The sequence below is a fragment of the Streptomyces sp. NPDC002032 genome (genome assembly GCF_042890765.1).
Lineage (GTDB): Bacteria > Actinomycetota > Actinomycetes > Streptomycetales > Streptomycetaceae > Streptomyces.
On the sequence record NZ_JBIASM010000003.1, the window covers coordinates 599,687 to 626,434 of the forward strand.

Consider the following 26,748-nt stretch of genomic DNA (forward strand, 5'->3'; position numbering starts at 1 on the left):
GAGCCGCCCCGTACGCTCGGCGGCATGACTGTCCTCACCCACGTGTTCGTCGGCCTGCACATCATCGGCATCGCCGCCCTCCTCGGCGGGTTCCTGACCCAGATGAAGGCCATGGGGGCGGGCACGGCCCGCTTCGTGCCCGCGATGCTGCACGGCGCGCTGACCATGCTGGTCACCGGCGTCCTGCTGGTCGGCTTCCACGAGATGGGCGACGGCGCGCCCCTGAACAACATCAAGATCGGCGTGAAGCTCGCGGTCCTCTTCGTGATCCTGGCGATCGTCTACGTCAAGCGCGACGAGGAGCACGTGGAGAAGGGCCTCTTCGCGGCGGTCGGCGGACTGACCGTCGCCAACATCTTCATCGCCGTCCTCTGGCACTGACCGCCACCGGACGACCCCCTTCCGGTCCTTCCCCGTCATCCGCGGTCACGGACGGCCAGTTCCGGGCATCTCGTCATCGTCCCGTTACCTCGCGGTCTAGCGTCCTCCCCCAAGACCGACGGAAGGACGTGAGGCCCGCGTGGCCAGTCATCGAAAGCCCAGGCAGCGCCCGCTCTCCGGCGGCACCGTACGGACCGCCGCCACCCTCGTCCTCGCGGGCGCTGCCACCGCCACCGCCTTCGAAGGCACCTCGCTGGCCGACCCCCAGCCCACCCCCGCCCAGGTCAAGGCGGAGGTCGACCGGCTGTACGGGGAGGCCGAGGAGGCGACGGAGCAGTACAACGGGGCGAAGGTGAAGGCCGACGAGGCCGAGCGGGAGCTGTCCGCCCTGCGCGAGGAGTCCGCCCGCAAGGCGGACCGGCTGAACACCGCCCGGCGCTCGCTCGGATCGCTGGCCGCCACCCAGTACCGCAGCGGCGGCCTGGGCCCGGCCCTCCAGCTGGCGATGTCCACCGACCCGCAGGACTACCTGGAGCGCGCCTCCCTGCTGACCCGGGCCGGCGACCGCACCGCCGCCGAGGTGGCCTCCGTACGGCGCGGCCTCGACGAGGTCGGGCAGCTGCGCGACAAGGCCGCCGGGCGGCTCGCGGACCTGCGGGCCCGGCAGGGCGAGCTGGACCGGCAGAAGGCCGTCATCGACGGCAAGATCGACGCCGCCCGCCGGCTGCTGGCCCGCCTCACCGCCGAGGAGCGGGCGGCGTACGAGGCCGGGCCGGGCGGCGCCGCCCCGGCGGCCGCCGTCCCCCTCGGCGGCCGCACCCCCGCCCCGGCGCCCCCCGCCGACGGCTCGCGGGCCGCCCGCGCGGTGGCGTTCGCGTACGCGGCGATCGGCAAGCCGTACGTCTGGGGCGCGACGGGCCCGGGCTCGTACGACTGCTCGGGCCTGACCCAGGCGGCCTGGCGGGCGGCCGGGGTGTCCCTGCCCCGCACCACCTACACCCAGATCAACACCGGCCGGCGGGTCTCCCGGGACCAGCTCGCCCCCGGGGACCTGGTCTTCTTCTACTCGGGGGTCACGCACGTCGGCATGTACGTCGGCAACGGCCAGATGATCCACGCCCCGCGCCCCGGCTCGACGGTCCGCCTGGCGCCGGTGGACTCGATGCCCTGGGCGGGCGCCGCCCGCCCCGCGTAGGGCCGGTCCGGCCGGCCGGGGCCCGGCGGATCCGCCCTAGGGCGCCTTCACCGTCTTGCTGAGCCAGTCGAAGGTCTGCGGCAGCTGCTTCGACCACGACTCCAGGTTGTGGCCGCCGGTCACCTTCTCCGCGTGCACCGTGGTCGGCTCCTTCGCGAGGGCCTTGAGGTCCATGCCGGACAGGTAGCCGTCCTGCTCCGCCCCCGACATCCACAGCGCCACCGGCGGCGGCGCGGGCGCGGCCTGGAGCACCGCCTTCAGGTTGTGGGTGCGGCGCAGCTCCGGGTCCTGCGCGACCAGCGACGAGGGCTCCTGGCCGGGGTCGTTGTATCCGGACAGGGAGACGGCGGCGCCGTAGCGGTCGGGGTGCAGGATCGCCAGCTTGGCGGCGCAGTACGCCCCGGCGGAGTAGCCGGCCACGCCCCAGCTGCGGGCCTCGCCGGAGACCCGGAAGTTGTCGGTGACCATCTTGCGGACGTCGACGCTGAACCAGCTGTCCGCGTTGACCTTGCCGGGGATGTTGGCGCAGCCGGTGTCGGCGTTGCCCAGCAGCATCGCGCGCGGCGAGACGAGCACGAAGGGCTGTACCTTGCCCTGCTTCATCAGGGGTTCCAGCACCTCGTGCGCCTTCAGCCCCTGGAACCAGGACTTCCCGGTCCCGGGGATGCCCGGGATGAGCTCGACGACGGGGAACGTGCGGTCCTTGTAGGCCGGGTCGTCGTACTGCGGCGGCAGCCACACCATGACGTCGCCCTTGACCCCGGATATCTTCCCGTCGAGTTCGGTCTTGCGCACGCGTCCGCCGAGGCCCTCGACGGGCTGGAACTCCTGGCGGACCTTGGGCGCGGCCTTGACCTCTTCGGCCTTCTTCCCGCCGAGCCCGTCGGGGCCGAGGTCGGGGGCGGCGGTGACGTACTTCCCGGTGCCGAGGAGGTCGCCCCAGCTCGCGTAGAAGTTCATGTCGCGGTTGACCGCGACGAACACCAGCAGCACGGCGGTGGCCTGGGCGAAGACCACCATGGAGCCGCGCGCGGCCAGGCGCAGCGCGGCCGGGCCGCGGACCTTGCCCCACAGGGCCAGCGGCAGGGCGACGGCTGTCACGGTCAGGGCGACCGCCGTCGCGAAGAAGGGGGTCCCCGTCAGGCTCATCACGCCACCCAAGAGTCCGGCGCGCCGCCCCGCGGTTGCGCCGGCCCCCTGCGGTGTGGATCACACCGCAGGGGCCCGGGGCGGCGGTCAGACCAGGCGGCGGGCGGTGGCCCAGCGGGTCAGCTCGTGGCGGTTGGAGAGCTGGAGCTTGCGCAGCACCGCGGAGACGTGCGACTCGACCGTCTTGACCGAGATGAACAGCTGCTTGGCGATCTCCTTGTACGCGTACCCGCGCGCGATGAGCCGCAGCACCTCGCGCTCGCGCTGGGTGAGGCGGTCCAGGTCCTCGTCCACCGGCGGGGCGTCCGTGGAGGCGAAGGCGTCCAGGACGAAGCCGGCCAGCCGGGGCGAGAACACCGCGTCGCCGTCCTGCACACGGAAGACGGAGTTCACCAGGTCGGCGCCGGTGATGGTCTTGGTGACGTAGCCGCGGGCGCCGCCGCGGATGACGCCGATGACGTCCTCGGCGGCGTCCGACACCGACAGGGCCAGGAACCGCACCGGGTTCTCGGCGGCCGCCATCAGCGGGGCGCAGCGGCGCAGCACCTCGACGCCGCCGCCGCCGGGCAGGTGCACGTCGAGGAGCACCACCTCGGGCCGGGTGGCGGTGATGACGGTGACGGCCTGGTCCACGTCGGCCGCCTCGCCGACGACCTCCACCCCGGTCCGGGCGGTCTCCCCGATCTCGGCCTGGACCCCGGTGCGGAACATCCGGTGGTCGTCGACGAGCACCACCCGGACCTGCCTGCCCCCGGTCTCGTTCACAGCGCTGTCCTCGGTGCTCATGCCGCCCTCTCCATCTCCAGCTCGACTTCCGTGCCGCCGTCGGGCGCGGACCGCAGCCGGGCGGTCCCGCCGTTGCGCTGCATCCGGCCGATGATCGATTCTCGTACGCCCATGCGGTCGCCCGGTACCGCGTCCATGTCGAAGCCCGGGCCCCGGTCCCGTACGGACACGAAGACCGTGCGGCCCTCGACCTCCGCGTACACCTGCACCGGGCCCCCCTCGCCACCGTACTTGGCGGCGTTGACCATCGCCTCGCGCGCGGCCTGGACCTGTGCCGCCAGCTTCTCGTCGAGCGGGCAGTCCCCGACGACGACCACCTCGATCGGGACGCCGTGGTGGTCCTCGACCTCGGCGGCCGTCTTCTTCACCGCCTCCGCGAGGGTGGCGGGCTCCTCGGCCTCGTCCTTGCCGGTGCCCTCGGGCTTGTACAGCCAGTTGCGCAGTTCCCGTTCCTGGGCGCGGGCGAGGCGGCGGACCTCGCCGGCGTCCTCGGCGCCCCGCTGGATCAGGGTGAGGGTGTGCAGCACCGAGTCGTGGACGTGGGCGGCGACTTCGGCGCGTTCCTGGGCGCGGATGCGCATCAGGCGTTCCTCGGAGAGGTCCTGGGTCATCCGGATCAGCCAGGGTCCGGCGAGCAGGGCTATGCCGACGAGCACGGCGAGGGTGGCGGTGAGGACGTTGCCGAGCTGGGCGGCGGAGCCCCGTACGACGATGAAGACGGTCAGGCCCACGCCGACGAGCACCACCCCGGCCAGCGCCCGGGCGGCCTGGAGGAGGCGTCCGTGGCGGCCGGCGGCGGCGCTCCAGTGGGCGCGGCGGGCGTTGTCGGCCTGCCGCCAGACCAGGACCACGCCGGCGCCGACGAGCAGGGTCGGCCAGATGTAGCGGCCGTTCTCCCCGCCGACGCGCAGCTGCGAGAAGAAGATGCCCGCGCCGACGGCCAGCGCGATCAGTCCGGACACGGCCCCCTTGTCGGGCTTGCGCAGCCGCCGGGTGCCGTCGGGCAGGGTCTCGAAGAAGGAGTGGTGGCCGGTCTTGCCGCCGACGCCGAGCGGGACGAACACCCAGAACGCCGCGTAGAGCAGCACGCCCAGCCCGTCCCCGAACATGAACATGCCGAGGAAGGCGAGCCGGACCCAGATCACCGGCAGCCCGAGGTGCCCGGCCAGACCGCGGGCGACGCCGCCGAGCATCCGGCCGTCGGCGCTGCGGTAGAGCTTGCGCTGGGGGACGTCCTCGGCTTCGGGCGGGTGCGGTGGGCGGGACGCGGCGGCTACGGGCATGGCACCAAGGGTCACACGCCCGGGCGGGGCCCGGCATCAGGGCATCCCCCCAGTTCGTCCGGGGGGATATCAGGGTTGCGCCAGGGTCGGGACCGGTGCCGCGGGGCCGGGCGGACCGTCACCATGGACCCATGACCGAAGTACACGACGCTCCCCCGGCCGATCCCGGGACGCCCGCCCCGGACGGCCGCCCGCCCCTGCGCCGCAGCAAGCACGACAAGGTGCTCGCGGGCGTGTGCGGCGGCCTCGGCCGGTACTTCGGCCTGGACCCGGTGGTGTTCCGGATCGTGCTGGGCGTGCTCGCCGTCACCGGCGGCGTCGGTCTGATCTTCTACGGGTTCGCCTGGCTGCTGCTCCCGCAGGACGGCGAGGAGGACAGCGAGGGCAGGAAGCTGCTGACCGGCCGGGTGGAGGGCGCCACCCTGGCGGCGGTCTTCAGCGCCCTGGTGGGCTGCGCCCTGTTCCTGTCGATGGCGGACAACGGGGTGATCGGGGGCTTCTCCGTCCTGGTCGTCCTGGCCCTCGGCGCCGCCTCGTACTGGTCGCAGCGCCACCGCCGCGCCCCCGAGGCGGAGGCGGAGGCCCCCGCGGCGCACCGGCCCGCGCCGCCGGAGACGCAGGCGCCGCCGGTGCCCGGCACCCCGTCGTGGTGGCGGGACCCGCTGGTCAAGGACGGCACCACCGGCCCCGTCGGGTCGACGGGCTACCTGTGGGGCCCCGACGACGAGGACCGGCCGCCGCCCGGCGAGGCCCCGGCGCGGCCGGACGAAGCGGCCCCGGTACGGTCCGGCGGCGGCATCGGGGGCCGGGTGTTCGTGCTGGCCCTGCTGGCCGGAGCGGCCGGCACGGCGTCGGTGTGGCACGGCAGCACCCTCGCGCACGCCCTCCAGGTCGGGCTCGCCTCGGCGCTGGCCGTCTTCGGACTGGGCCTGGCCGTCAGCTCCCTCAAGGGGCGCACCGGCTTCGGGACGGTCCTGCTCTCCCTGATCACCGCCGGTCTGCTCGCGGGTTCGCTCGCCCTGCCGCGCGAGATCGGCACCGACTGGCACGACGTCGACTGGCGCCCGGCGGCGGTGGCCGACGTACGGCCCTCGTACCGGTCGGGCACCGGGCTCGCCACCCTGGACCTGAGCCGGCTGGACGTGCCGAAGGGCACCACCCTGATCGTCAGCGCGTCCATCGATGCCGGCCGGCTGAAGGTGATCGTGCCCCGGGAGGTCACCGCGCGGGCCGAGGTCTCCATCCGGCTCGGCGACATCCAGCTCCCCGGGGAGGGCGGCCCCGACATCCGCGTGAAGAGCGGCGGGGAGACCCGGCGGGCGACGCTGCCCCCCACCGCCGGCACCGAAGCCGGCGGGACGATCGAGCTGCGCCTGGAGGCGGGCGTGGGACAGGTGGAGGTGGACCGTGCGGCGTCATGAGTTCCAGCCGGGACGGCTGCTGGCGGGACTGGTCCTGACCGCGGTCGGGGTGCTCTACCTGCTCGACGCGGCCGGGGAGACGGACCTGCCCTGGTTCCTGGTGGTCCCGATGGCGGCCGGCGGGCTCGTGCTCGCCGCGGTGGTCGGGGTGGTGACCTACGCCGTCCGGCGGGACCGGCGCTCGGGTGCGACCGGATCGGCCGACCGCCGGATGAGCGAGTCCGCCGACAGATAGGGCGCCCCGGCGAGGATCAGCGGGGTCCAGGCCATCAGATAGACCAGGTCGTTGCCGTAGTAGTACGGGCTGACCGCCCAGGACACCGTGAGCCACAGGCTGAGCGAGATCAGCGCTCCGCCGGTGGCCGCGATCCGGGTCAGCAGCCCGGCGAGCGCGCCGAGGCCGACGAGGAGCTCGCCGACGGCGATGGCGATGCCGAAGCCGACGGGCGACTTCAGGGCCAGGTCCACCAGGGCGGGCACGGCGGCGGTGTCGCGCACCCCGTGCATCAGTTCGCCGAGGGAACCGGGGCCGGTGGCGGACAGGAACGCGGAATCGGTCAGCTTGTCCAGACCCGCGTACACGAAGGTCACGCCGAGGAAGATCCGCAGGGGCAGGAGCGCGTGGCGGGCGGCCGTCTCTCTGAGGGACGGGGCCGGCAGCCCTGAAGGCACGTCAGTTCGGGTCACGCCCCATGTGTACCCCGTTCACTCGGCGACGTCGATGCCGTAGCGGTTGGATTCCACCCCCGCGGCGGTCACCACCTGGATCTCGGTGCGGCCGGGCTCGACCTCCGCCGGCACCGGCACGGTCAGCACCGCGTCCGAGGGGTTGGTGAAACCGCCCGGTACCGGGACCAGCGGTACGTGGACGTGCACGGCCCCGATCCGCACCACCAGCCGGGCCATCATCTCCGGGGTCTGCGCCCCCGGCGGTACGAAGCCCACCCCGCGGATCTCGATGTCGTCCCCGGGGCGGACGGCCGCGTCCAGGTCCCCGGGCTCCCGTCTGCGCACCACCGACAGCACGAGCGGACGGCTGCCCTCGGCGTACTTCGCCGCCAGGTAGACCACCGCGGAGAGGGCCACCAGCAGGGCCAGCGACCACGGCAGCCGCGGCAGCCGGTCCGGGAAGCGGGCCAGCGAGACCGCCGCGAAGGCCAGCACCACCGTGGAGACCAGCACGTACTGGGAGTCGGTGAAACTCCCCCGGCCCGCGTCGTCCGTGAGCAGGTCGGCCCCTGCGGGGCGGTCCGCCGGGAGCTTCTGCAGCCGCTGCCCCAGGATCCGTACGGCGACCACCCGGCGCACCAGCACCGCCACCCCGGACGTCAGCGCGAGCACCGCCAGCAGCGGCAGCGCCCGGCCCAGCGCGAGCCCGTCGTAGAGGGCGTCGCGCTCCGGCCCGGGCGAGGAGGCCGCCAGCCGCAGCGCGGGCAGCAGCGCGGCGAAGGCGGTGAGCACCAGCCAGGCCGCGGGGACCGCCTTGGAGGTCGACAGCCGGTTGTCCTCGCCGACCAGCGGGGCCAGCAGGCCGCCGCGCAGCGACTGGGCCCGCGCCGCGACGGTGAGCAGCCCGGCCAGTACGACGGCCGCCAGCAGGGCGGCGGTGCGGGCGGCGGACCAGCCGGTGCCGAGCGCCGTGCCGACCTGGACCACCAGCAGCATCCCGGCGGCGATCCACAGGGCGAGGACGGCCCGCCGGGACAGCAGGTACAGCCAGGAGTGCCCGGCCTCGCGGCCCCGGTCGGCGACCGTGCGGGCGGACAGGGTCAGTTCGTCCGACACCCACTGGCGGGAGGCGCCGAGCGAGTGGGCCACGGCGGCCGGGACGCCCTGCCCCGCGGCGAACTCCTCGCGTTTCTCCAGGAAGGCGGCCACCGCCCGCCGGTGCCCCTCGCGGGCTCCGTGGGGGCAGTCGTCGCAGGTGCAGCCGCCGCCGTGGGTACTTCGGGGGATCTCTTGGACAGCCACGCGCGTGTTGCCTCTCTGAACTCCGGTGCAATGCCAGCGAATTGTGCACCACTGCGGCAGTGCTCCGGATTGCGCACGATGTCAGAGCAGGTGATTAACCGTTCATGATGTTGACGTCACCCCTCCGGGTGCCTCCCGCAGCGGCTGGTAGCTCACCCAGGCGGCCAGATCCGAGCCGAACCGCCCGCGGGTGGCGACCGCGCTGCGGTGGTCGATGGGCACCGGCTTCCCCGCCGCCCGCGCGATCAGCTGCACCTGCGCGGCCCGCTCCGCCGCCAGGAACCACCACAGCGCCGCCTCCACCGAGTCCCCGACCGTCAGCAGGCCCCGGTTGCGCAGGATCAGCGCCTTGTACGGGCCCAGCGCGCGCCCGATCCGCGCCGGGTCCTGCGCCTCGGCGAACTCGTCCAGCAGCGCGTGGTCCTCGTAGAAGGCGCAGGCCTCCTCCGTGACCGGGGCCAGCAGTTCGCCGAGGCAGGCCAGCGCCCTGCCGTACGGGCCCTGGGTGCGCACGACGGCCACCACCCCGGGCCGCTCGCGGTGGACGGCCGCGTGCACGGCGAAGGCCAGCTGGTTCACGCGCCGCTCCCCCTCCAGCACCCGGCCCTCCCCGTCGACCAGCAGCAGGTCCTCGGGGGTGAGCGCGCCGAACGCCCGCCCGAAGGGGTTCACCCAGTAGCAGTCCTCGAACTCCGGGTCGCGTACGGAGACCTGCCCGGCCACCCCGTCCTCGTACCCCAGCCGCCCCAGCAGCCGCAGCCCCTCGGCGAGCCGCTCCCTGCGGTGCGCCCGGGTCTCACCGGCCGTGGCGAAGACGGGCGGCATCGCGAAGCCGAGCCGCTCCGCGGGCACGGGTACGGGCCGCTCGGCCACGGGGCCCCTCCTTCGTCTCGGGGTCGCTCGTCTCGGGGTCGCTCGCGGCGCAAGGTACCGGCGCCCGCCCGAAGAGGCCATACACGCGACGGAGCCGCCGCTCCCCGGAGGGGAACGGCGGCTCCGTCAGGCACGTGGGGCCGGGGGCGGGAGCCCTACTCCCACTCGATGGTGCCCGGGGGCTTGCTCGTGCAGTCCAGGACCACGCGGTTCACGTCCGGCACCTCGTTGGTGATCCGGGTGGAGATCTTCGCCAGGACCTCGTACGGCAGGCGCGTCCAGTCCGCCGTCATGGCGTCCTCGGAGGAGACGGGGCGCAGCACGATCGGGTGGCCGTAGGTGCGGCCGTCACCCTGGACGCCCACGCTGCGGACGTCGGCGAGCAGCACGACCGGGCACTGCCAGATCTCCCGGTCCAGGCCGGCGGCGGTCAGCTCGTGGCGGGCGATGGCGTCGGCCTCGCGCAGCAGGTCCAGGCGCTCCTTGGTGACCTCGCCGACGATGCGGATGCCGAGGCCGGGGCCGGGGAACGGCTGGCGCTGGACGATCTCCTCGGGCAGGCCGAGCTCCTGGCCGACCATCCGGACCTCGTCCTTGAACAGCTGGCGCAGCGGCTCGACGAGCTCGAACTCGATGTCGTCGGGCAGGCCGCCCACGTTGTGGTGGGACTTGATGTTGGCCGTGCCGGTGCCGCCGCCGGACTCGACGACGTCCGGGTAGAGGGTGCCCTGCACGAGGAAGGCGACCGCCGGGCCGTCCTCCTGGAGGATCTCCAGCTGGGCCTGCTCGAAGACGCGGATGAACTCGCGGCCGATGATCTTGCGCTTGGTCTCCGGGTCGGAGACGCCGGCGAGCGCGTTCAGGAAGCGCTCCTGCGCGTCGACGACCTTCAGCTGGACGCCGGTGGCGGCCACGAAGTCCTTCTCGACCTGCTCGGTCTCACCCTTGCGCATCAGGCCGTGGTCGACGTACACGCAGGTCAGCTGGGAGCCGATGGCCTTCTGCACGAGGGCCGCGGCGACCGCCGAGTCCACGCCGCCGGACAGGCCGCAGATGGCGCGCTTGTCGCCGACCTGCTCGCGGATCGCCGCGATCTGCTCCTCGACGATGTTGCCGGTCGTCCAGGACGGGGACAGGCCCGCGCCCCGGTAGAGGAAGTGCTCCAGAACCTGCTGGCCGTGCGTGGAGTGCATGACCTCGGGGTGGTACTGGACCCCGTACAGCCGCTTCTCGTCGTTCTCGAAGGCCGCGACCGGGACGACGTCCGTCGACGCGGTGACGCTGAAGCCCTCCGGGGCGGCGGAGCAGGCGTCACCGTGCGACATCCACACCGACTGGCTCGTGGGCGTGCCCTCGAACAGCGTGGAGCCGGCCTTGGAGACGGCCAGCGGGGTACGGCCGTACTCGCGCGCGCCGGAGTTGTCGACGGTGCCGCCGAGGGTGGTCGCCATCAGCTGGAAGCCGTAGCACATGCCGAACACCGGGACGCCGGCCTCGAACAGGGCACGGGAGTCGTCCAGGCGCGGGGCACCCTCTTCGTACACGGAGGACGGTCCGCCGGAGAGGATGATCGCCTTGGGGTCCTTGGCGAGCATCTCGGCCACGGGCATCGTGCTGGGCACGATCTCGCTGTAGACCCGGGCCTCGCGGACGCGGCGGGCGATGAGCTGGGCGTACTGAGCGCCGAAGTCGACGACGAGAACCGTGTCCGGGGCGCTGTCGTGGGCGGCGGAGGGTGCTTCTGGCACGGGGCGGCCTTCCGGCGGAAGAGGGTGGCTGTTTTGTCGATTCTACCGGTGGCACCACCCCCCGTTTTGTCGCACCATCCGAGTCCCCCGCCACGGTGACGCCCCGCGACGCCCCGCTCACAGCGCCTGCCGCGCCCGCCCGATCACCCGCTGGGCGTCGGCCCCGTACACGGCGGACTCGCGGAGCGTGTCCCAGACCCGGAGGTGGGTCGCCACGCTGTCCGCGTCGTCCAGCCACAGCTCGGCGTGCCAGGTCTCCACGATCACCTGCCGGTCGTCGTAGATCCAGAACCCGGTGGCGGGCGGGATCCTCAGCGCCGCCGAGAACGGCACGATCCCCAGCTCGACAGTATCGAGACCGACCACCCCGACCAGCCGGTCGAGCTGCGCCGCGAGCACGGCGGGCGGGCACACCCGCGCGTGCAGCGCGGCCTCCCACATCAGCAGGTGGAACCGCTTCCCGGGATCGTAGAGCGCCTCCTGCCGCCGCATCCGCGAGCGGACGGCTTCGTCGGCGTCCCGTGGGGAGCGTTGCAGCTCGGCGTACCGGGTGAAGATGCAGCGCGCGTAGTCGGGCGTCTGCAGGATCCCCATGACCATGGCCGGCTCCCACCCGCGAAGCACGGCCGCATCGGCGTGAGCGGCGAGGTGCGTGTCCTGGACCGCTTTGTGCCCCGCCCCGAGCTGGCGCCGCCAGGACCGGATGTGGCTTTCGAAGCCCCGCAACCGTGCGAGCAGCTCGTCGTACGCCTCGGGCTGCCCGGTCCCCTCGGCCCATGCCCGCAGATCCTCGGGGGTCGCGGTCTGCCTGCCGTTCTCCAGCTTGCTCACCTTGGGCTGGGCCCAGCCGAGGCGACCGGCCAGCGCCGCACCGGTGAGCCGGCCACCAGCGGCCGCGAGACGCAACTCGCGCAGCCGTATGCCGAGCGCCTCGCGTGCCTGCTGATAGTCCGTGCTCACCGGTACCCGCTCATTGCCGCTACTTGGGCTCGAACGCCTCGTACGGCACAGCGTAGTGCGAGGCCGCATCGCGCACTTGGGCATAGCGCAGCACCTCGGCGGGCTCCGTGATGAGCTCGACGTCCACGAAATTGTCGTCGGCGTCGAAGTTCAGCAGCGCGACGGTCCGCGAGTCGAGGATCCAGAAGTCCTCCTCGGGCAGGCGCAGCCGCTCGGCGTCGCTGCGCCGGAGGACGCGGATGTCCTCGCCCAGGGCGCTGTTGCGGCGGGCGTTGTTGAGCAGGTAGAGCTGCCCGGGCGTGGCCGGTTCGTCAACGATGCGGACGCGCTCGAACCGCTTTCCGAGCGCGACCTGTTCGCGGCGCTCTGCGCACCACTCCGGGTTCGCCCCCTCCCAGTTCACGGGCTCGCCCCTGGTGAACTGCGCGTAGGTTTCGGTGGCTTCGTCCGATGCGTAGCGGCGACGCGTCTCCAGCCGCCACGTCACGTGCTCGAACCTCGTGAACAGCCGGTCGAACTCGTCCAGGCCGATGATGCGGGGCACGCGATCGGCCTCCTTGGGTCCGAAGTCGACGAGCAGCTCCCGCGGAACCACGACGGGGACTTCTCCGGGCGACAGATGCTTGAGCTGGGCGATGTCCTCAGGGTCGGTGAGCGGTGGTCCGTGGACGATGACCTCACCGCTGTCCAGGTCCTCGTGCACCGCCGGGCACCCGTTGACCCCACTGCCCGTGCCGTTGAATCGCAGTCGACGCGCCATGGCGTTTCCCCTCTCGTAGCCGGTGCGCCCAGCATCGAGCAGTACGCGCACCCGCTGCTACGGCTCTCAGGCCTCCTGGTGAGAATTTCAGGGCATACCCTCGGGCTCCCCGAGCATAATCGCGAATGATCCCTCGCGTCCCTCAACTCTTCGTCCCTAACGTCCAGTTCATGGCACCTCAGACCACCATGAGCCCGCCCGTCCACCTCCGCCTCCCCACCGACGCACCCAGACCGACTCCGGGGTGTGACGTGTGTGCGGCGCTCGTCCGGGAGCGGCGGGAGGCGTATCGGCGGGGGGACCGTTCGGCGGTGTCGGACTGCAACGTGGAGATCGTGGCGCATCGGGGGCGGGGGCGGTGTTGAGGCGCGTGCCCGAGGGCGGGGTCGTCTACGAGGTGTTCTGCCGGGCGTACTGCTGCCCCGCGGACTCCGGGCCGCAGGACGAGGAGGACGCGGCGGAGGAGTGGGCGCTGCGGCACGCGCGGCGCAGCGGGCACGAGGTGTTCCGGCGGGTGCGGAGCGACCACGCGCGGGTCGTCTCAGGATGTGGGCCCGGTTGACCGGGGGCCGGGGCGGAGGGTAATAATCCGTCCATGCGCAAGCAGCTGAGCTTCCTCTTTACCTATGGCACCGGTCGGTCCGGTCGCCATGGGTCCGTGTGATGCTCGCTTGAGCCGCTGACTTCCCAGAGCGCCCCGGTCCGACAGGACCGGGGCGCTTCTGCGTGTGCCTCCGTCCTGCGGGCCCCATCCCCCAGGAGACACGACATGACCACCATCGCCACCACCCCCGAGCAGCTCATCGCCGCCAGCCGCGAGCGGATCGACGCGCTCGACGACCGGATCATCGGTCTGATCCAGGAACGGATGGCCGTCTCGGCCGTCATCCAGGACGCCCGGATCACCTCGGGCGGGCGCCGGGTGCACCTCTCGCGCGAGATGGAGGTGCTCGCGCACTGGAGCGACGCCCTCGGCAAGCCCGGCACCGCCCTCGCGATGACCCTGCTGGAGCTGTGCCGCGGCCGCGTCTGACGGGTGTTCGTCACCCTTCCGGACCGTGACCGGCCGCGCGGGGGCTTCGTTCTCGGGGTAGTCCGCGTCAGCCAGGTGCGGTTCGCACCACCACGCGTGACTCCACAGGAGCGATGAGACGTGACGCCCGAGGGCGTGCGTCGTGGGACCTCGCTCCGCCGTGACCGGACGGCAGGGGACAGCAGCCCGGTCACCCATGAGGACGGCCGGCCCGGGGGACGCCCCGGGCCGGCCGTTCCGCGTTCCTACGCCGTGCGGCGCCGGCGGAAGGCCACGTACAGCCCGCCTCCGACGAGGACCAGCGCGGCCCCCGCCAGGCCGAGCGGGCCCGCGGTGCTGCCGGTGGAGGCGAGCGGGCCGCGCGAGGTGGAGTTGCCCGCGGCCGAGGCGCCGCCGCTCGCGCCGGCCGACGGCGAGGCCGAGGCGGAGGCGGACGGGGAGGGGGAACCGCTCGGCGTCGGCGTGCCCGAGGGGCTCGGGGCCGGACCGGTGGGGTTCACCGTGAACGCGGCCTGGTTGTTGGCCAGTACCGGGTCGAAGGGGTGCCGCTGCACTTCGCCGCCGGGGCCGGGGCGGCCGACGGTGATCGCGCCCCGGGCGTCCGGGACGGCCTTGTCGATCCGCACCTCGAAGGGGAACTCGGCCTTCGCGGTCTCCGGCAGCGAGGTACCGGTGGCGCAGAGGTAGCGGGGAGCGGAGTCGACCCCGGTGGACCGGCAGGCCGCGGGGGCCGTCAGCACCTTGAGACCGGGCGGGAGCACCACGTCGACGACGGCCGCCGGGGCGGTGGAGCGGGGCTCGAAGACCCAGGCCGGGCCCTGGTTGCGCACCGAGACGACGGCCTTGGCGGTGGCACCCGCCTTCCCCTTCACGACGAGGGCGTCGGCCGCCAGGTCGGCGGTGTTGGTGACGGCGAAGTCGGCCTCGCGCCGGTTGTCGGCGGGGTTGAGGTCCGGGCCGCGCAGGGCCGGGGTCAGCGCCGCCGCACGCTTCTTCGCGGTGAGCTTGCGGCCACCGGCCGGGCCCTTCCCGGCCGGATCCTTCGCCGCGGGATCCTTCGCCGCCGGGTCGCCCGGCTGCGGCTTCGCGTCGGCGCCCGCGTTCGCGCCCGCCTGCGCCGCAGGGGCCGCCGCCGGGTAGATGCCGTAGCCGAGCAGCTCCGCGCGGGCGTGCGCGGCGGCCTTCAGGTGCAGGGGGCTGTCACCGGCCAGCTCGTAGCTCTCGCCCGCCTTGAACTCCCCCTCGACCGTGCAGAGCGCGGTGGTGGTGGTGCTGGTGGTGCGGTACGTGCAGTTGTCGTAGCGCTCGCCGAACTCCAGGCCGTGGCTGGCCTCCAGCTCCAGGACCACGCCCCGCGCCGACTGCCCGCCGCGGTTGGCGAACGCGAGGGGCAGCGGCTGGCTCTCCCCCGGCTTGGGATCCCGCTTGAGCCGCATCTCCTCCATCACCAGGTCGGGGCCGCCGACCGTGACCGAGGTGACCGCGGACGTGACGGTGGCCCCGGCCGCGGCGCCGCTCACCCTGATCTCGCCGGACTTCCCCTCGGCCGCCCCCTTCGCGGCGGCCACCTCCAGGTCGATGCCGCGCGGGGAGCCCGCGCGCGGGGCCTCGTCCTTGCAGACGAGCGTGCTCGCGACGGCCGTGCACCGGGGCGCCGTGGCACCGGCGGCGGGCACCTCGCGGACGGTGGCCACCCCGGCGGCCTTGGCCAGGTCGACGGTGAAGGTGACGGGGCCGGTGAAGGCGGCGGCGCCGGCCGGCTGCTCCAGCCGGACGGCCAGGGCCACCGGCTTCGGCGAGCCGTCGGCCGGATGCGGCGGAAGGGCGAGGGCGGCCGGGGCCGCCAGGGTCAGGACGGGGTCCGCGGCCGGGGCCGCCGGCGGGACGAGGGGTTCCGCGGCCTGCGCGGGGGCGGTGGCCAGCCCCGCGGCGACCAGGCCGCAGGCGGCCAGCAGGGAGATGCGCTGTCTCATGCACCCTGTGACCACCGGACCCCGGCCACAGTTGCGCCCTTGGCCCTGTGACCGACACCACAGACCCGGCCCAAAGATTCCGGTACAACCTTCTTCGGCGACCGCCTGTCCTCTCTTGTACCGCGGTGAGTACCGCGCTCGGAGGGGGAGCGCGGTACTCACCGCGGTCAGTGATCCGGTTCCGGTTGCCTCGGAGGCACGGCGGGAACGGCCAAGAAGGGCAGCCGCAGCGCACCGAAGGCTTCCTTGGGCACGGCCGGACGGACCGGTTCCACCGCCGGGAGACGGACGTACGCCGCCCCTTGCTCGGGCCGCGGGTCCTCCTCGCCGTTGTTCGGCCAGTAGGACATCGCCCGCTCGGCCTGCGCCGTGATCGTCAGCGACGGGTTGACCCCGAGGTTCGCGGAGACCGCCGAGCCGTCGACGACCGAGATGCCCGGGTGCCCGTAGAGCCGGTGGTACGGATCCACCACCCCCTCCCGCGGCGAGGCGCCGATCGGGCAGCCACCGAGGAAGTGCGCGGTCAGCGGCGTGCCCATCAGCTCGCCGACGTTGCTGCCGGGGAAGCCGTTGATCTCCTCGGCGAGCAGGGTCGCGGCCCGGGTGGCCTCCTCGATCTGCACCGGGTTGGGCGCGCCGTGGCCCTGGCGGGCGGTCAGCAGCCCCTTGCCCAGGCCGCCGGGCTTGCGGTACGTCGTCAGGGAGTTGTCCAGGGACTGCATCACCAGGCCGATGATGGTCCGCTCCGACCAGCGCCGGTTGGACAGCGAACGGGCCAGCTGTACGGGGTGCCGCGCGGTGCGGGCGAACCAGGCGCGGACCCGGTGGCGGGAGTAGGGCACCTGGAGGACGGTCAGGAACCCCATGGCGTTGGAGCCCTTGCCGTAACGGACGGGCTCGATGTGGGTGTCGGCGTCGGGGTGCACCGAGGAGGTGATGGCCACGCCCCGCGTGAAGTCCGCCCGGCTGCCCTGCCCGTGGCGCTCGCGGTAGCGGCGGTCGTCGGTCTGGGCGCCCACCAGCCCCTCGGAGTTGGTGCGGGTCAGCTCGCCGAGCCGCTCCGAGAGGCGGGGCAGTTCGCCCCGGTCCTTCATGGTGTGCAGCAGGGTCTGGGTGCCATAGGTGCCCGCCGCGACGACCACGTACCGGGCGCGCAGCACCTTGGCCCGGCCCGTGCGGCGGTGGTCGGTGGGCGCGGTGCGGACCCGGTAGCCGCCCTCCGGATGGTCGGAGAGGGCGGTGACCGTGGTCATGGGGTGGATGACGGCGCCCGCCCGCTCGGCGAGGTGCAGGTAGTTCTCGTTCAGGGTGTTCTTGGCCCCGTGGCGGCAGCCCGTCATGCACTCCCCGCACTCGGTGCACCCCGTACGGGCGGGCCCGGCCCCGCCGAAGTACGGGTCGGGGACCTCCCGTCCCGGTCCCGTCGGCGCGGCTCCGCCGGCGTCCTCGCCGTCGCCGAAGAACACGCCGACCGGCGCCATGTGGAAGGAGCCGCCCACGCCCATCTTCTCGGCGGCCGCCTTGAGGTGGACGTCGGAGGGGGTGAGCGTCGGGTTCAGCCGTACGCCGAGCATCCGCTTGGCCTGCTCGTAGTACGGGGCGAGTTCCTCGCGCCAGTCGGTGATGGACGCCCACTGGCGGTCCTCGAAGAAGGCGGCGGGCGGGACGTACAGGGTGTTGGCGTAGTTGAGCGAGCCGCCGCCCACCCCGGCGCCCGCGAGGACCATCACGTTGCCGAGCAGGTGGATGCGCTGGAGGCCGTACAGCCCGAGGGCCGGCGCCCACAGGTAGTTGCGCAGGTCCCAGCTGTTCTTGGGCAGGCTCTCGCGGGTGAAGCGGCGCCCTGCCTCCAGGACGCCCACCCGGTAGCCCTTCTCGGTGAGCCGCAGCGCCGAGACGGACCCCCCGAAGCCCGATCCGATGACGATGACGTCGTAGTCGTACGACACGGGCGTGCTCCTAACGGAAGCGGAGGGCCTTCATGACCTTGAGGCTGCGGGTCATGAACTCCGCGTACTTCGCGTCGTCCATGCCCAGCGAGGGCGCCATCGGCAGCAGCCGCTGGTGGGCCACGGTCTGCGCCTCGGTGTACTTGAGGATCCCCTCGGAGCCGTGGCGGCGGCCGAGGCCGGAGTCCTTCATGCCGCCCATCGGGGCCTGGGCGCTGCCGTAGGCGGGGGCGTAACCGTCGTTGATGTTGACGGTGCCGGTGCGCAGGCGGGCGGCGACGGCGTGGCCGCGCCGCGCGTCCTTGGTCCAGACGCTGGAGTTGAGGCCGTAGGGGGTGGCGTTGGCCCGGGCGATGACCTCGTCCTCGTCGGTGAACCGGTAGACGGAGACGACCGGGCCGAAGGTCTCCTCGGCGCAGACGGCCATCGGGGCCTCGACCCCGTCGAGGATGGTGGGTTCGTAGAAGAGGGGGCCGATGTCGGGGCGGGCGGTGCCGCCGGCGACGAGGGTGGCGCCCTTGGCGACGGCCTCCTCCACGTGCCGCTGTACGGTCTCCAGCTGGCGCGTCCCGACGAGCGAGCCCATGTCCGCCCCGTACGCGAGGGCGTGGCCGAGCCGCATGGCCCTGGTGCGGGCGGCGAACCGCTCGACGAAGGCGTCGGCGATCGAGGCGTGGACGTAGAGCCGCTCGATGGAGATGCAGAGCTGGCCCGCGGAGGAGAAGCAGGCGCGGACGGCGCCCGCGGCGGCCTTCTCCACGTCGGCGTCGGCGAGGACGAGCATGGCGTTCTTGCCGCCGAGTTCGAGGGAGACCCCGACCAGCCGGGCCGCCGCGCCCTGGGCGACCTCGCGGCCGGTACGGGTGGAGCCGGTGAAGGAGACGTAGTCGGCGTGCCGGACCACCTCGGGGCCGACGACCGGGCCCTCGCCGAGGACGACCTGGAAGACCTCGGCGGGCAGTCCGGCCTCGATCAGCAGGTCCCGGGCCCACAGGGCGGTCAGCGCGGTCTCGGTGTCCGGCTTCATGACGACGGCGTTGCCCGAGACGAAGGCGGGCAGGGCGTCGCCGACGGACAGTTCGAGGGGGTAGTTCCAGGGGGCGATCTGGCCGACGACGCCGCGCGGCTGGCGCAGTTCGGTGACCTTGGTGAGGGTCGGCATGGCGCCCGTGTGGCCCTTGGGGCGCAGGTACGAGGGCGCCTTGCGGCCGTAGTGGCGGGCGGCGACGGCGACGGCCTGGACCTCTTCGTGGGCGTGCAGGCGGGCCTTGCCGGTCTCCAGCTGGATGAGGTCGAGGACCTCGGACTGGCGGGCCAGGACCAGGTCGTGGAAGCGCAGCAGGACGGCCGCGCGGCGGCGTACGGGCACCGCCGCCCAGGCGGACTGGGCGGCGCGGGCGCGGGTGAAGGCGGTGGCCACGTCCTCGGGGGTGGCCTCGGGGAGCTCCGCCAGCACGTCCCCGGTGAAGGGGGTGTGGTTGGCGGTCCGGCCCGAGCCGATCACTCCGCGGGTCAGCCGGGTGACCAGCTCGGGGGTCACCACGTCGGCGGCGCCGCGGGCGCCGGCCGGGACCGGTGCGACGGGGTTGGTGGGCTGCGGTGCGGTGCGGAGGGGGGCGTCGGGGGCCTGCGAGTCCGTCATGGCGGTGAGCGTATGCCGCCGGCGGGCCTTTGGGTACCCGTGGGTAACCGGATTTTGCCAAGTCTGCCAGTGATCGCTGGCGCGATCGGCGGAGTGTGGCGCGATCCCGGCGCCGCGGGGCTCCCCGAAGCGCCCCGGCGGGCGCTCCGGCGGCTTCCGCCGCCCCCGCGCCCGCCCCCTCGGTCAGCCCTTCTTCGCCGGGGGCTGCCAGCCGGTGAGCACCGTGTCGAACTGCTGCCGGATCTTCGGCCACTCGTTCGCCGGGCCCGACATGTACACCGCGTACTCGACGTCGTCCGGGCTGACGTACATCTGCTCGATGGCCCGGCGCGGCCCGGCGTGCGGCGCCTTCTCCGTCCAGGAGAAGTCCCACAGCCCGGCGCGGGTGGTGTCGCGGAAGCTGTTCTGGCGCAGCGCCTCCCGCTTGTAGTCCATCCGCTCCTTGAGCTGCTTCTCCATGTCCAGGAGGTGCACGTACGGGTTCTCGTAGTCCGGGGTGGTGTCGATGGCGATCCGGATCAGGTGACGGCCGTTGTCGGGGGTGTAGTCGATCTGGTTGCCGTCCATCTGGCGCTTCCAGCCGGCCGGGACGAACAGCGTGAAGCCCGCCGGGTCCTCGGCCTTCACGAAGCCGGCCGGCACGGGCACCTCCCCGGTCCCGGCCTTGGTGCCACCGCTGCCACCGCTGCCGCCGCCGTCGCCGCCCGCGGCCGGTCCGTCGGGAGTCGAGGCGGACTTGTCGGCGGAGCCGGCGTCCTTGACCCCCTCACCCTTGCCGTCGAGGTACGTGAGCACCCCGAACACCCCGCCGCCGCCGAGCAGCGCCGCCACCAGCGCGACGGCCGCGGCCCGCTTGAGACGCCCGGCCGGACGCCCGTCCGGGACGGGCCGGGGCTCGCCGAAGGCGGTCGTCGCGGCGGGCGCGGGGGCCGGGGCGGCGGGCGGCTCCGGCTGCGGGGACTGCACGGGCGGCAGCTCCTCGGCGCCGACCGCGCGCGTGGGCACGTACGCCTGGGCCGCCTTGGGCTCGCGGCCCTCCATCGCCTCGATCAGCATCCGCTCGGCCTCGGACGCCGAGGGCCGCTCCGCCGGATCCTTGCGCAACAGGGCGGTGATGACCGGACCCAGCGCACCCGACTGGCGCGGCACGGGCGGCTCGTCGTTGACCACGGCCTGGAGGCTGGAGATGGGCGACGTACGGCGGAACGGCGAGCGGGCCTCGACGGCCGTGTAGAGGGTGGCGCCCAGGGACCACAGGTCGGAGGAGGGGTCGGGGGCACCGCCCGTCACCCGCTCGGGGGCCAGGTAGTCGATGGAGCCGACGAGTTCACCGGTCCGCGTGATGGACGAATCGCCCTCGATCGCGGCGATCCCGAAGTCCGTGAGCAGCACCCGGCCGTCCTTGGCCAGCAGGACGTTGCCCGGCTTCACGTCCCGGTGCAGCACGCCGACCGCGTGCGCGGCGCGCAGCGCGCCCAGCACGTGTAGCCCGATCCGGGCCGCCTCGCGGGGCTCGATGCGCCCGGCGGCCTTGGCGGCCTCCGCGAGGGAGGGACCGTCGATGTACTCCATGACGATCCACGGCCGGTCGTCGTGCTCCAGCACGTCGTGGACGGTGACCACCGCCGGGTGCTGGATCCGGGCCGCGGCCCGGGCCTCCTTCTGGGTCCGGGCGTGCAGGACCTCCCGGTCGGCCTGGGCCACGTACAGCCCCGCCGTCAGTTCCTTGACCGCCACGGTCCGGTGCAGCAGCTCGTCGTGCGCACGCCACACCTTGCCCATGCCACCGCTGCCGATGGGCTCCACGAGCCGGTACCGGCCTGCGAGCACCGCACCCGCGCCTGTCTGCTGTTCCACGAATTCCCGCCGCTCTGTGCACTCCGGGTCAGATTACGGAGCCTGCGGCCGCTGCCGGAAGCGGGCGGGGCCGGTCAGACAGCACTGTGACGCAATCGCCGTACTGATGGCCAGTCAGCCGCCCGCCTGGTAACTCGCCGTGGCCTTCTCGAAGACGTCGGTGACCTTGTCCTCCTCGTCCTTCGGCCCGGTCACCAGGACGACGTGGTAACTGCCGCCGAGGGCGACGACGAAATTGCGGGCGAGGACGGACCGGCCCGTGGAGTCGATCCAGCTGTAGCGGCCGGTGACGCGCAGCTGGCCGCCGACGGTGGTGCTCTTGACGTCGCCCGCCTCGGCCCAGGTCGAGTTGCGGTACGGGGACAGCTCCGGCTCCTTGTCCTGCTGGTACGCCTTGGGGTCCGGGTTGCCCTCCACCCGGTCCCGGCCGGGGACCACGGTGAGGGTGAACGCGCCCTGGGCGTAGCGGACCTGACCGGCCTCGTTGATGCTCCGGCGGGTCCAGCCCTGGGGCACGGCGACCGTGAAGTGCTCGGGGTCCCGCTCCAGGGTGTAGCCCTCCGGGGCGGAGCCGGGCGGCGCGGAGGCGGGCTTGGACTGCGGGCTCGCGCCGGGGTTCGCGGACGGCGACCCCGGCGAGGGGGAGCCGCCCGGGGGCTTCTGGGCCGGACCGGACGCCGCCGGGCTCTGCGCGGCCGTCGGCTGCTGGGCCTGCCCGTCGGCGCTCCCGCCGGAACGCGGCATGAACAGCATCCCGTACGCCACGGCGGCGGCCAGCAGGGCCAGTACGCCGACCAGCAGGGTCCGGCCGAGGGAGCGCGGCCGCCGCGGGGCGGCGGGGTTGCGGTGGCGCCCGTGCAGGTCGCCGCGCCGGCGGACGACGGGCAGCCGGGCCGGGTCCGGCTCCGGCATCGGGAGCGCGGCGAAGCCCCCGTCGGGCTCCGGCGCGGAGCGCACGAGGGAGCGCAGCCAGCCGCGGAGCTCCTCGAAGTCGGGCCGCTCGGTGGGGTCCTGGCGCAGCAGGGACTCCACGACGGGGCGCAGCGGGCCGCACTCCTCGGCGAAGGCGGGCGGCTCGGCGCAGACCATCTCCACGAGCTCGGCGACGCTGTCCTCGGGGTACGGGGCGTGCCCCTGGACGGCGCGGTACAGCAGGGCTCCGAGCGCCCACAGGTCGGTGGCCGGGCCGACGGGCGCGGCCAGCTGCCAGTGGCCGTGGACGGGGCCGGCCTGCTCGGGGGCCCAGCGCTCGGTGACGGGGCCGACGACGGCCATCCGGGTCTGCCGGGCCCGTTCGGCGTCGAGGCCGGTGCGCGGGCCGCCGCCGCCCCAGGCGCCGCCGGGCGGCTCGGGCGCCGGGACGGGGCGGGGCCGGTCGGGGGCCACGGGTACGGGGGCGGCCGCGGCCGGGTCGGCCTGGCGGTACCCCTGCGGGAGGGCGAGCCGCGCGGGCAGCGCGGGCCGGTCCGGCTCCGGCTCCGGTCCGGGCGCCCACTCCTGTTCGGGGCCGGGGGCCCACTCCTCCTCCGGCCCGGCCGCCCACTCCGGCTCGGGTCCGGGCTCTCCCGCCCACTCCTGCTCCGGGCGCGGGGCGGCGTACCGGTCGGCTTCCGGGCCCGGAGCCCGCTCCCCCCGCGCCTGGGGATCCGGCTCGGGGGCCGGCTGCGGCAGGGCCCCCGCGCCGGGTACCCGTGCCGGGTCCTGAATCCCGTCCGGCTCCCGCTCCGCCGGGCGGCGGGGGGCGGCCCCGTGCCAGGGGGCGGCGGCGGTGTCCGGACCGCCGTACGGGTACGCGTACTCCTGCGGCAGGTTGGCCCCGGTCGGCGGCAGGCGCGGGACCACCACCGGCCCGCGCGCGCCGCGCTCGCGCGCCACCTCGGCGGCGGCGGCCCGGGTTCCGCTCCGGTAGGCGGCGATGATGCCCGCCCGGGCGGTGGCTTCCCGGTCGGCCCGGTCGGCCCGGTCGGCGGCGGCGGGGGTCGGCTCCGCCGGCGGCCGCGCGGGTTCCGGCACGATGTGGTCGGAGTAGCGCGGCCCGGTGTCGTAACCCGGCGCCACGAGCGGCGCGTACACGGGCGCGTCGGCCCGGGGCGCGGGCGGCAGCGGCGGGGGAACCGGAGCCGGCGTCGGAGCCGGCGGCGTCGGGGGCAGGGACACCGGCCGCGGGTTGCCCCAGCCCCGCTCGGGCTCCGGGCCCGGCTCCGCGCTCCCCTGGGGCGCGTCGTCGGGCACCGGCACCGGGTCGTACCCGCACAGGGCCTCCTCGGCGGCGCCCGCCGCGAGCCCGGTCAGGACGACCCGCCCGTCCTCGCATATCAGCACGGTCCGGACCGTGATGTTGCGGTGCGTCCAGCCGTGCGCGTGCAGCACCCGCAGCGCGGTGAGCACGTCCGAGGCCACTTCCGCCGCCCGGTAGGGGCTCAGCGGTTCATCGGCGATGAGCGCGGCGAGCGGCCTGGCGGGGACGAGTTCGCTCACTATCCACAGCGCCTCCCCCTCCGCGAACACGTCGAAGACCTGGTCGAGGCGGGGGTGGTCGGGGACGGAGGCGGCGGCCTGCGCGGCGGCGATGGCCCGCCGCACCGCCGGGAGTTCCGCGGCCGCCGCGGCGTGCGCACGGGTCCCGTCGAGCAGCTCGGCGTCGACGACCTCCGGTAACGGGATCTGCCGTACGAGGACTTCCTGGCCGCTGCGCGTGTCGAAGGCGCGGGTCTCTATCAGCTCGTACTCGTCGGAGGGCGGCAACGGCAGGCGGTAGCGCTCGGCCAGGATCCGGCCCGCGTACTCCTCCACATCGCCTCCCCCGAGTGCGGTGGGTTCCCCAAGTGGCCCCGCTGACACGATACGTCGCCCGGGGCGCCCGCGTCCCGGCCTTGCGCGGGCCGTCAGCCCAACGACTGGAAGGTCTGGAACGCCGTGTCACGCAGCTGCGTGCACTCGGGGCCCTCCCACTGGTCGGCGGGGCAGCTGATCATGATGGCGTACCCGTGCTTGGCGTCCATCCGGAAGCCCCGGTCGAGGACCCGGACCTTGACGCCCTTCTGCTCCCGCTCGAACTCCCAGTCGGCGACGGTCGGGTAGCCGCGGTAGTCCACCGTCTCCAGGCGTACGAGGCGGTATCCGCTGCTGCTGGCCGCGACGGCCGGGGCTATCTCCAGCCAGGCGGCGCGGGCGTCGGAGCCCGGGGTGTCGGTGTAGTCGACCTGGATCCGCGGGAAGCCCCCGTCGCGGCTGTATATCGCGCCGGAGTTGGAGCCCGCGGTGTCCGTCTGGTGGTAGCCCTCGGGCATCGCCATCGAGAAGTGGTACCGCAGGTCGGTGACCGTGGCGTACCCGGCGGGGAGGGTGCCGGGGCCGCCGGGGCTGGCTCCCTGGCCCTGGCCGCCCTGCCCCTGGTTCTGCCCCTGTCCCTGTCCTTGGCCCTGGCCCTGGCCGGGATCGCCGCTCGGGGCGGCGCCCGACGGGCTTCCGCTCGGGGTTGCGCCCGGCGAGGAACCCGCGGAGGCGGCCGGGGAGTTGGCGGGGGAGGCCGCGGGGGCCTGACCGCCCGGGGACCGGCCGCCGGACGCGGCGGGGGTGGGGCCGCCCCGGCCCTCGTTCTTGCGGCCGCCGTTGTCGTCGTCGCCGCGGACCAGGTACACGATCAGCGAGGCGATCACCGCCAGCACCACGACCACGCCGGCTATGGCGAGCGCGATGGTCCGGCGCGCCATCACGTCGGTGAGCGGGGCCGGCACCGGCGAGGGCCGCGACGGCGCGGCCTCGGCGGCCGAGGCGGCCTCGGCGGCGGCCGCGGCCTTGCGGGCCGACTTCAGCGCGGCGCGGGTCCGCTCGCGCTGCTCGCGCTCACGCCGCTCGCGTTCCTTCTTCGCCGCCTTCTCGGCGGCCTTGTCGGCCTCGGCATCGGCCTTGGTGAGCGATATCGGGCGGGTCTCCTCCACGGGCGGTACCGGCTCGGGGACGGGCACGACCACCGGCTCGGGGGCGTTGAGCACCGCCGTGAGCATGGCCCGGGCGCCGTCGTCGTCGAGCCGCCCGGCGGGGTCCTTGACGAGGAGCCCGTAGATGACCTCGGTGAGGAGCGGACCGGCGTTCTTCGGCGGGTCCACCGGTTCGGTCATCACCGCGGTGAGGGTGGCGAGCGCGGAGCCCTTGTCGTACGGGGGCACGCCCTCGACGGCCGCGTACAGGAGCCCGCCGAGGGACCACATGTCGGCGGGCGGGCCGGGCTTGTGGCCGCGGGCGCGCTCGGGGGAGATGTACGAGGGGGCGCCGACGAGCATGCCGGTGGAGGTGATGGAGGGGTCGCCCTCGACCTGCGCGATGCCGAAGTCGGTGAGGACGACGCGGCCGCTGGAGGCGATGAGCACGTTGGACGGTTTCACGTCGCGGTGCAGGATCCCCTGGCGGTGGGCGGCCCGGAGCACGTCGAGGACGGCGAGGCCGACCTCGGCGGCGCGGCGCGGGGTCAGGGGGCCGTTCTCCCGGATGAACTCGGCGAGGGAGGCGCCCTCGACGAGCTCCATCACGATCCAGGGACGGCCGTCCTCGTCGACGACGTCGAAGACGGTGACGGCGCCCTCGCTGCGGATCCGCGCGATGGCCTTGGCCTCGCGGAGGGTGCGGGTGATCAGGCGGCGCTTCTCGTCTTCGTCGACGCCGGTGCTGAAGCGGAGTTCCTTGACGGCGACGGTCCGGCCGAGGACCTCGTCCTCGGCGCGCCAGACCGTGCCCATGCCGCCCTTGCCGAGCACAGCCCCGAGCCGGTACCGGCGGGCGAGCAGCCGCCCCTTGTCCTGCCCGTCCGCGGGCTCTGCCGAGCCGCCGTCGGTCGCAACGGCAGACTTCCGGGGCCCGGGCTTCACGGCCTCGGGCTCCGCCACACCGGGTACGGGCTCCGCAGCTCCAGCCTTCCCGACCACAGGCTCCGCGGCCGCAGGCTTCGCGGCCCCAGCCTTCGCAGGCACGGGCTTCCCGGGCGCAGCCTCCGCAGACGCGGACTTCGCGGCCTCAGGCTCTCCCGGCGCGGACTTCGCAGCCTCAGATCCCGCAGCCCCAGGCTTCTCGGCCGCAGGCTCCGCCACACCGGGCTCCTCAGGCGCGGGCTTCGCAGCCCCAGCCTTCCCGGGCACGGCCTTCGCGGCCCCAGCCTTCCCGGGCACGGGCTTCGCAGCCCCAGGGTCCGCGGCCTCAGGCTTCGCGGCCTCAGGCTTCTCGTCCTCAGGCTCCGCCACACCGGGCTCCCCGGGCGCGGGCTTCGCAGCCCCAGCCTTCGCGGCCGCAGGCTCAGCGGCCGCAGGCTTCGCCGCCTCGGGCTCCGCGGCCCCACGCTTCTCGGCGTCGGGCTTGGCGGCCCCACGCTTCTCGGCGTCGGGCTTCGCGGCCGCAGGCTTTCCGGCCTCGGGCTTGGCCGGGTCCGGGGAGTCGGCCGGCTCGACGGCGTCGCCGGACACGCCGTCAGCGGCGTTGTCCGGCGCACCGGAAGCCCGCGCAGCAGACCGCGCCTTCGGGACCCTCCCGGCCCCGGGGGCGGCGTCCTGCCCGGCCGCGTCCGCCGCGTCACCGTCCAGTTCCGCCGCCGGCGACCCGGCAGGCGCCCCGGCAGGCGATTCGGTGTGCTCCGGCTTCGACATGCGTCCCCTCTGCGTTCGTGCAGCCTGCCCCGGCTGCCCCGGCAGCCGCCGGAGGGGACGGTAACCCACCCCGGCAGAAACCTCATTGTTGCTCACTCCGCATCGGACGGGAGCCCCGGGTCCGACGGTTCCCC

At 74.3% G+C, this 26,748-nt stretch carries 21 protein-coding genes; 6 read left to right on the forward strand and 15 right to left on the reverse strand.

The features are described 5' to 3' along the window. The first annotated feature begins 24 nt into the window (after positions 1-24). Entirely contained in the window at positions 25-381 is a 357-nt protein-coding gene (locus ACFYYT_RS10875) for a hypothetical protein (protein ID WP_351826802.1), read from the forward strand. 139 nt (positions 382-520) lie between these two features. Further along, the gene (locus ACFYYT_RS10880; RefSeq protein ID WP_351826801.1) at positions 521-1,576 is read left to right on the forward strand and encodes an NlpC/P60 family protein; all 1,056 of its coding nucleotides are present in this window, start codon (positions 521-523) and stop codon (positions 1,574-1,576) included. A gap of 36 nt (positions 1,577-1,612) precedes the next feature. Here ACFYYT_RS10880 and ACFYYT_RS10885 read toward each other — a convergent pair whose 3' ends face one another. The 3 genes from ACFYYT_RS10885 to ACFYYT_RS10895 all read right to left on the reverse strand — a co-directional run bounded on the left by ACFYYT_RS10885 (position 1,613) and on the right by ACFYYT_RS10895 (position 4,794). Further along, the gene (locus ACFYYT_RS10885; RefSeq protein WP_351826800.1) at positions 1,613-2,725 is read right to left on the reverse strand and encodes an alpha/beta hydrolase-fold protein; all 1,113 of its coding nucleotides are present in this window, start codon (positions 2,723-2,725) and stop codon (positions 1,613-1,615) included. A gap of 87 nt (positions 2,726-2,812) precedes the next feature. Continuing rightward, on the reverse strand, positions 2,813-3,511 hold the full coding sequence (locus ACFYYT_RS10890; protein WP_351826799.1) for a response regulator transcription factor: 699 nt from the start codon (positions 3,509-3,511) through the stop codon (positions 2,813-2,815). Next, complete coding sequence (locus ACFYYT_RS10895) at positions 3,508-4,794, reverse strand: PspC domain-containing protein (protein WP_351826798.1); 1,287 nt, start codon at positions 4,792-4,794, stop codon at positions 3,508-3,510. The genes ACFYYT_RS10890 and ACFYYT_RS10895 overlap by 4 nt, the downstream gene beginning before the upstream one ends. 131 nt (positions 4,795-4,925) lie before the next feature. Between ACFYYT_RS10895 and ACFYYT_RS10900 the strand changes: the two genes are divergently transcribed. Next, complete coding sequence (locus ACFYYT_RS10900) at positions 4,926-6,215, forward strand: PspC domain-containing protein (protein WP_351826797.1); 1,290 nt, start codon at positions 4,926-4,928, stop codon at positions 6,213-6,215. Then, the gene (locus tag ACFYYT_RS10905) at positions 6,202-6,450 is read left to right on the forward strand and encodes a hypothetical protein (protein WP_351826796.1); all 249 of its coding nucleotides are present in this window, start codon (positions 6,202-6,204) and stop codon (positions 6,448-6,450) included. The genes ACFYYT_RS10900 and ACFYYT_RS10905 overlap by 14 nt, the downstream gene beginning before the upstream one ends. Here the strand turns inward: ACFYYT_RS10905 and ACFYYT_RS10910 are convergent. From ACFYYT_RS10910 to ACFYYT_RS10935, 6 genes are all read right to left on the reverse strand, one after another. Continuing rightward, the gene (locus tag ACFYYT_RS10910; RefSeq protein ID WP_351826795.1) at positions 6,372-6,902 is read right to left on the reverse strand and encodes a DoxX family protein; all 531 of its coding nucleotides are present in this window, start codon (positions 6,900-6,902) and stop codon (positions 6,372-6,374) included. The two genes, ACFYYT_RS10905 and ACFYYT_RS10910, sit on opposite strands and share 79 nt — an antisense overlap. 18 nt (positions 6,903-6,920) lie before the next feature. Further along, entirely contained in the window at positions 6,921-8,186 is a 1,266-nt protein-coding gene (locus ACFYYT_RS10915; RefSeq protein ID WP_351826794.1) for a hypothetical protein, read from the reverse strand. Positions 8,187-8,288: 102 nt separating this feature from the next. Continuing rightward, entirely contained in the window at positions 8,289-9,059 is a 771-nt protein-coding gene (locus ACFYYT_RS10920) for a class II aldolase/adducin family protein (protein WP_351826793.1), read from the reverse strand. 155 nt (positions 9,060-9,214) lie between these two features. Next, on the reverse strand, positions 9,215-10,807 hold the full coding sequence (guaA, locus tag ACFYYT_RS10925) for a glutamine-hydrolyzing GMP synthase (protein WP_351826792.1): 1,593 nt from the start codon (positions 10,805-10,807) through the stop codon (positions 9,215-9,217). Positions 10,808-10,924: 117 nt separating this feature from the next. Then, positions 10,925-11,767 (reverse strand): helix-turn-helix transcriptional regulator, encoded by an 843-nt coding sequence (locus ACFYYT_RS10930; protein WP_351826791.1) that lies wholly within the window; start codon positions 11,765-11,767, stop codon positions 10,925-10,927. 19 nt (positions 11,768-11,786) lie between these two features. Continuing rightward, entirely contained in the window at positions 11,787-12,527 is a 741-nt protein-coding gene (locus ACFYYT_RS10935; RefSeq protein WP_351826790.1) for a DUF6879 family protein, read from the reverse strand. A 370-nt stretch (positions 12,528-12,897) separates the two neighbouring features. On the opposite strand from ACFYYT_RS10935, the gene ACFYYT_RS10940 reads away from it, so the two are divergent. Both ACFYYT_RS10940 and ACFYYT_RS10945 read left to right on the forward strand, forming a co-directional pair. Next, entirely contained in the window at positions 12,898-13,089 is a 192-nt protein-coding gene (locus ACFYYT_RS10940; RefSeq protein WP_351826789.1) for a hypothetical protein, read from the forward strand. 207 nt (positions 13,090-13,296) lie between these two features. Beyond that, positions 13,297-13,560, forward strand: a complete 264-nt coding sequence (locus ACFYYT_RS10945) for a chorismate mutase (RefSeq protein WP_351826788.1) — start codon at positions 13,297-13,299, stop codon at positions 13,558-13,560. Between the two features lie 245 nt (positions 13,561-13,805). Here the strand turns inward: ACFYYT_RS10945 and ACFYYT_RS10950 are convergent, their stop codons facing one another. The 6 genes from ACFYYT_RS10950 to ACFYYT_RS10975 form a co-directional block, all read right to left on the reverse strand. Further along, the gene (locus ACFYYT_RS10950) at positions 13,806-15,533 is read right to left on the reverse strand and encodes an LPXTG cell wall anchor domain-containing protein (RefSeq protein ID WP_351826787.1); all 1,728 of its coding nucleotides are present in this window, start codon (positions 15,531-15,533) and stop codon (positions 13,806-13,808) included. A gap of 167 nt (positions 15,534-15,700) precedes the next feature. Further along, positions 15,701-17,482: a GMC family oxidoreductase gene (locus ACFYYT_RS10955; RefSeq protein ID WP_351826786.1), complete on the reverse strand. Its 1,782-nt coding sequence runs from the start codon at positions 17,480-17,482 to the stop codon at positions 15,701-15,703. Positions 17,483-17,492: 10 nt separating this feature from the next. Next, complete coding sequence (locus tag ACFYYT_RS10960; protein WP_351826785.1) at positions 17,493-19,124, reverse strand: succinic semialdehyde dehydrogenase; 1,632 nt, start codon at positions 19,122-19,124, stop codon at positions 17,493-17,495. Between the two features lie 183 nt (positions 19,125-19,307). Continuing rightward, positions 19,308-20,981, reverse strand: a complete 1,674-nt coding sequence (locus tag ACFYYT_RS10965) for a serine/threonine-protein kinase (RefSeq protein ID WP_351826784.1) — start codon at positions 20,979-20,981, stop codon at positions 19,308-19,310. 114 nt (positions 20,982-21,095) lie between these two features. Beyond that, positions 21,096-23,774 (reverse strand): protein kinase, encoded by a 2,679-nt coding sequence (locus tag ACFYYT_RS10970; protein ID WP_351826783.1) that lies wholly within the window; start codon positions 23,772-23,774, stop codon positions 21,096-21,098. A gap of 92 nt (positions 23,775-23,866) precedes the next feature. Then, positions 23,867-26,614, reverse strand: coding sequence for a protein kinase (locus ACFYYT_RS10975; protein ID WP_388607495.1), 2,748 nt, complete (start codon positions 26,612-26,614; stop codon positions 23,867-23,869). Positions 26,615-26,748 lie beyond the last annotated feature (134 nt).

Excerpts from the sequence above, each read along its gene's own strand:
- ACFYYT_RS10875 (WP_351826802.1), top strand. The coding sequence starts at position 25 with ATGACTGTCCTCACCCACGTGTTCGTCGGCCTGCACATCATCGGCATC.
- ACFYYT_RS10885 (WP_351826800.1), bottom strand. The coding sequence starts at position 2,725 with ATGAGCCTGACGGGGACCCCCTTCTTCGCGACGGCGGTCGCCCTGACC.
- ACFYYT_RS10890 (WP_351826799.1), bottom strand. The coding sequence starts at position 3,511 with ATGAGCACCGAGGACAGCGCTGTGAACGAGACCGGGGGCAGGCAGGTC.
- ACFYYT_RS10895 (WP_351826798.1), bottom strand. The coding sequence starts at position 4,794 with ATGCCCGTAGCCGCCGCGTCCCGCCCACCGCACCCGCCCGAAGCCGAG.
- ACFYYT_RS10900 (WP_351826797.1), top strand. The coding sequence starts at position 4,926 with ATGACCGAAGTACACGACGCTCCCCCGGCCGATCCCGGGACGCCCGCC.
- ACFYYT_RS10935 (WP_351826790.1), bottom strand. The coding sequence starts at position 12,527 with ATGGCGCGTCGACTGCGATTCAACGGCACGGGCAGTGGGGTCAACGGG.
- ACFYYT_RS10945 (WP_351826788.1), top strand. The coding sequence starts at position 13,297 with ATGACCACCATCGCCACCACCCCCGAGCAGCTCATCGCCGCCAGCCGC.
- ACFYYT_RS10950 (WP_351826787.1), bottom strand. The coding sequence starts at position 15,533 with ATGAGACAGCGCATCTCCCTGCTGGCCGCCTGCGGCCTGGTCGCCGCG.
- ACFYYT_RS10960 (WP_351826785.1), bottom strand. The coding sequence starts at position 19,124 with ATGACGGACTCGCAGGCCCCCGACGCCCCCCTCCGCACCGCACCGCAG.
- ACFYYT_RS10975 (WP_388607495.1), bottom strand. The coding sequence starts at position 26,614 with ATGTCGAAGCCGGAGCACACCGAATCGCCTGCCGGGGCGCCTGCCGGG.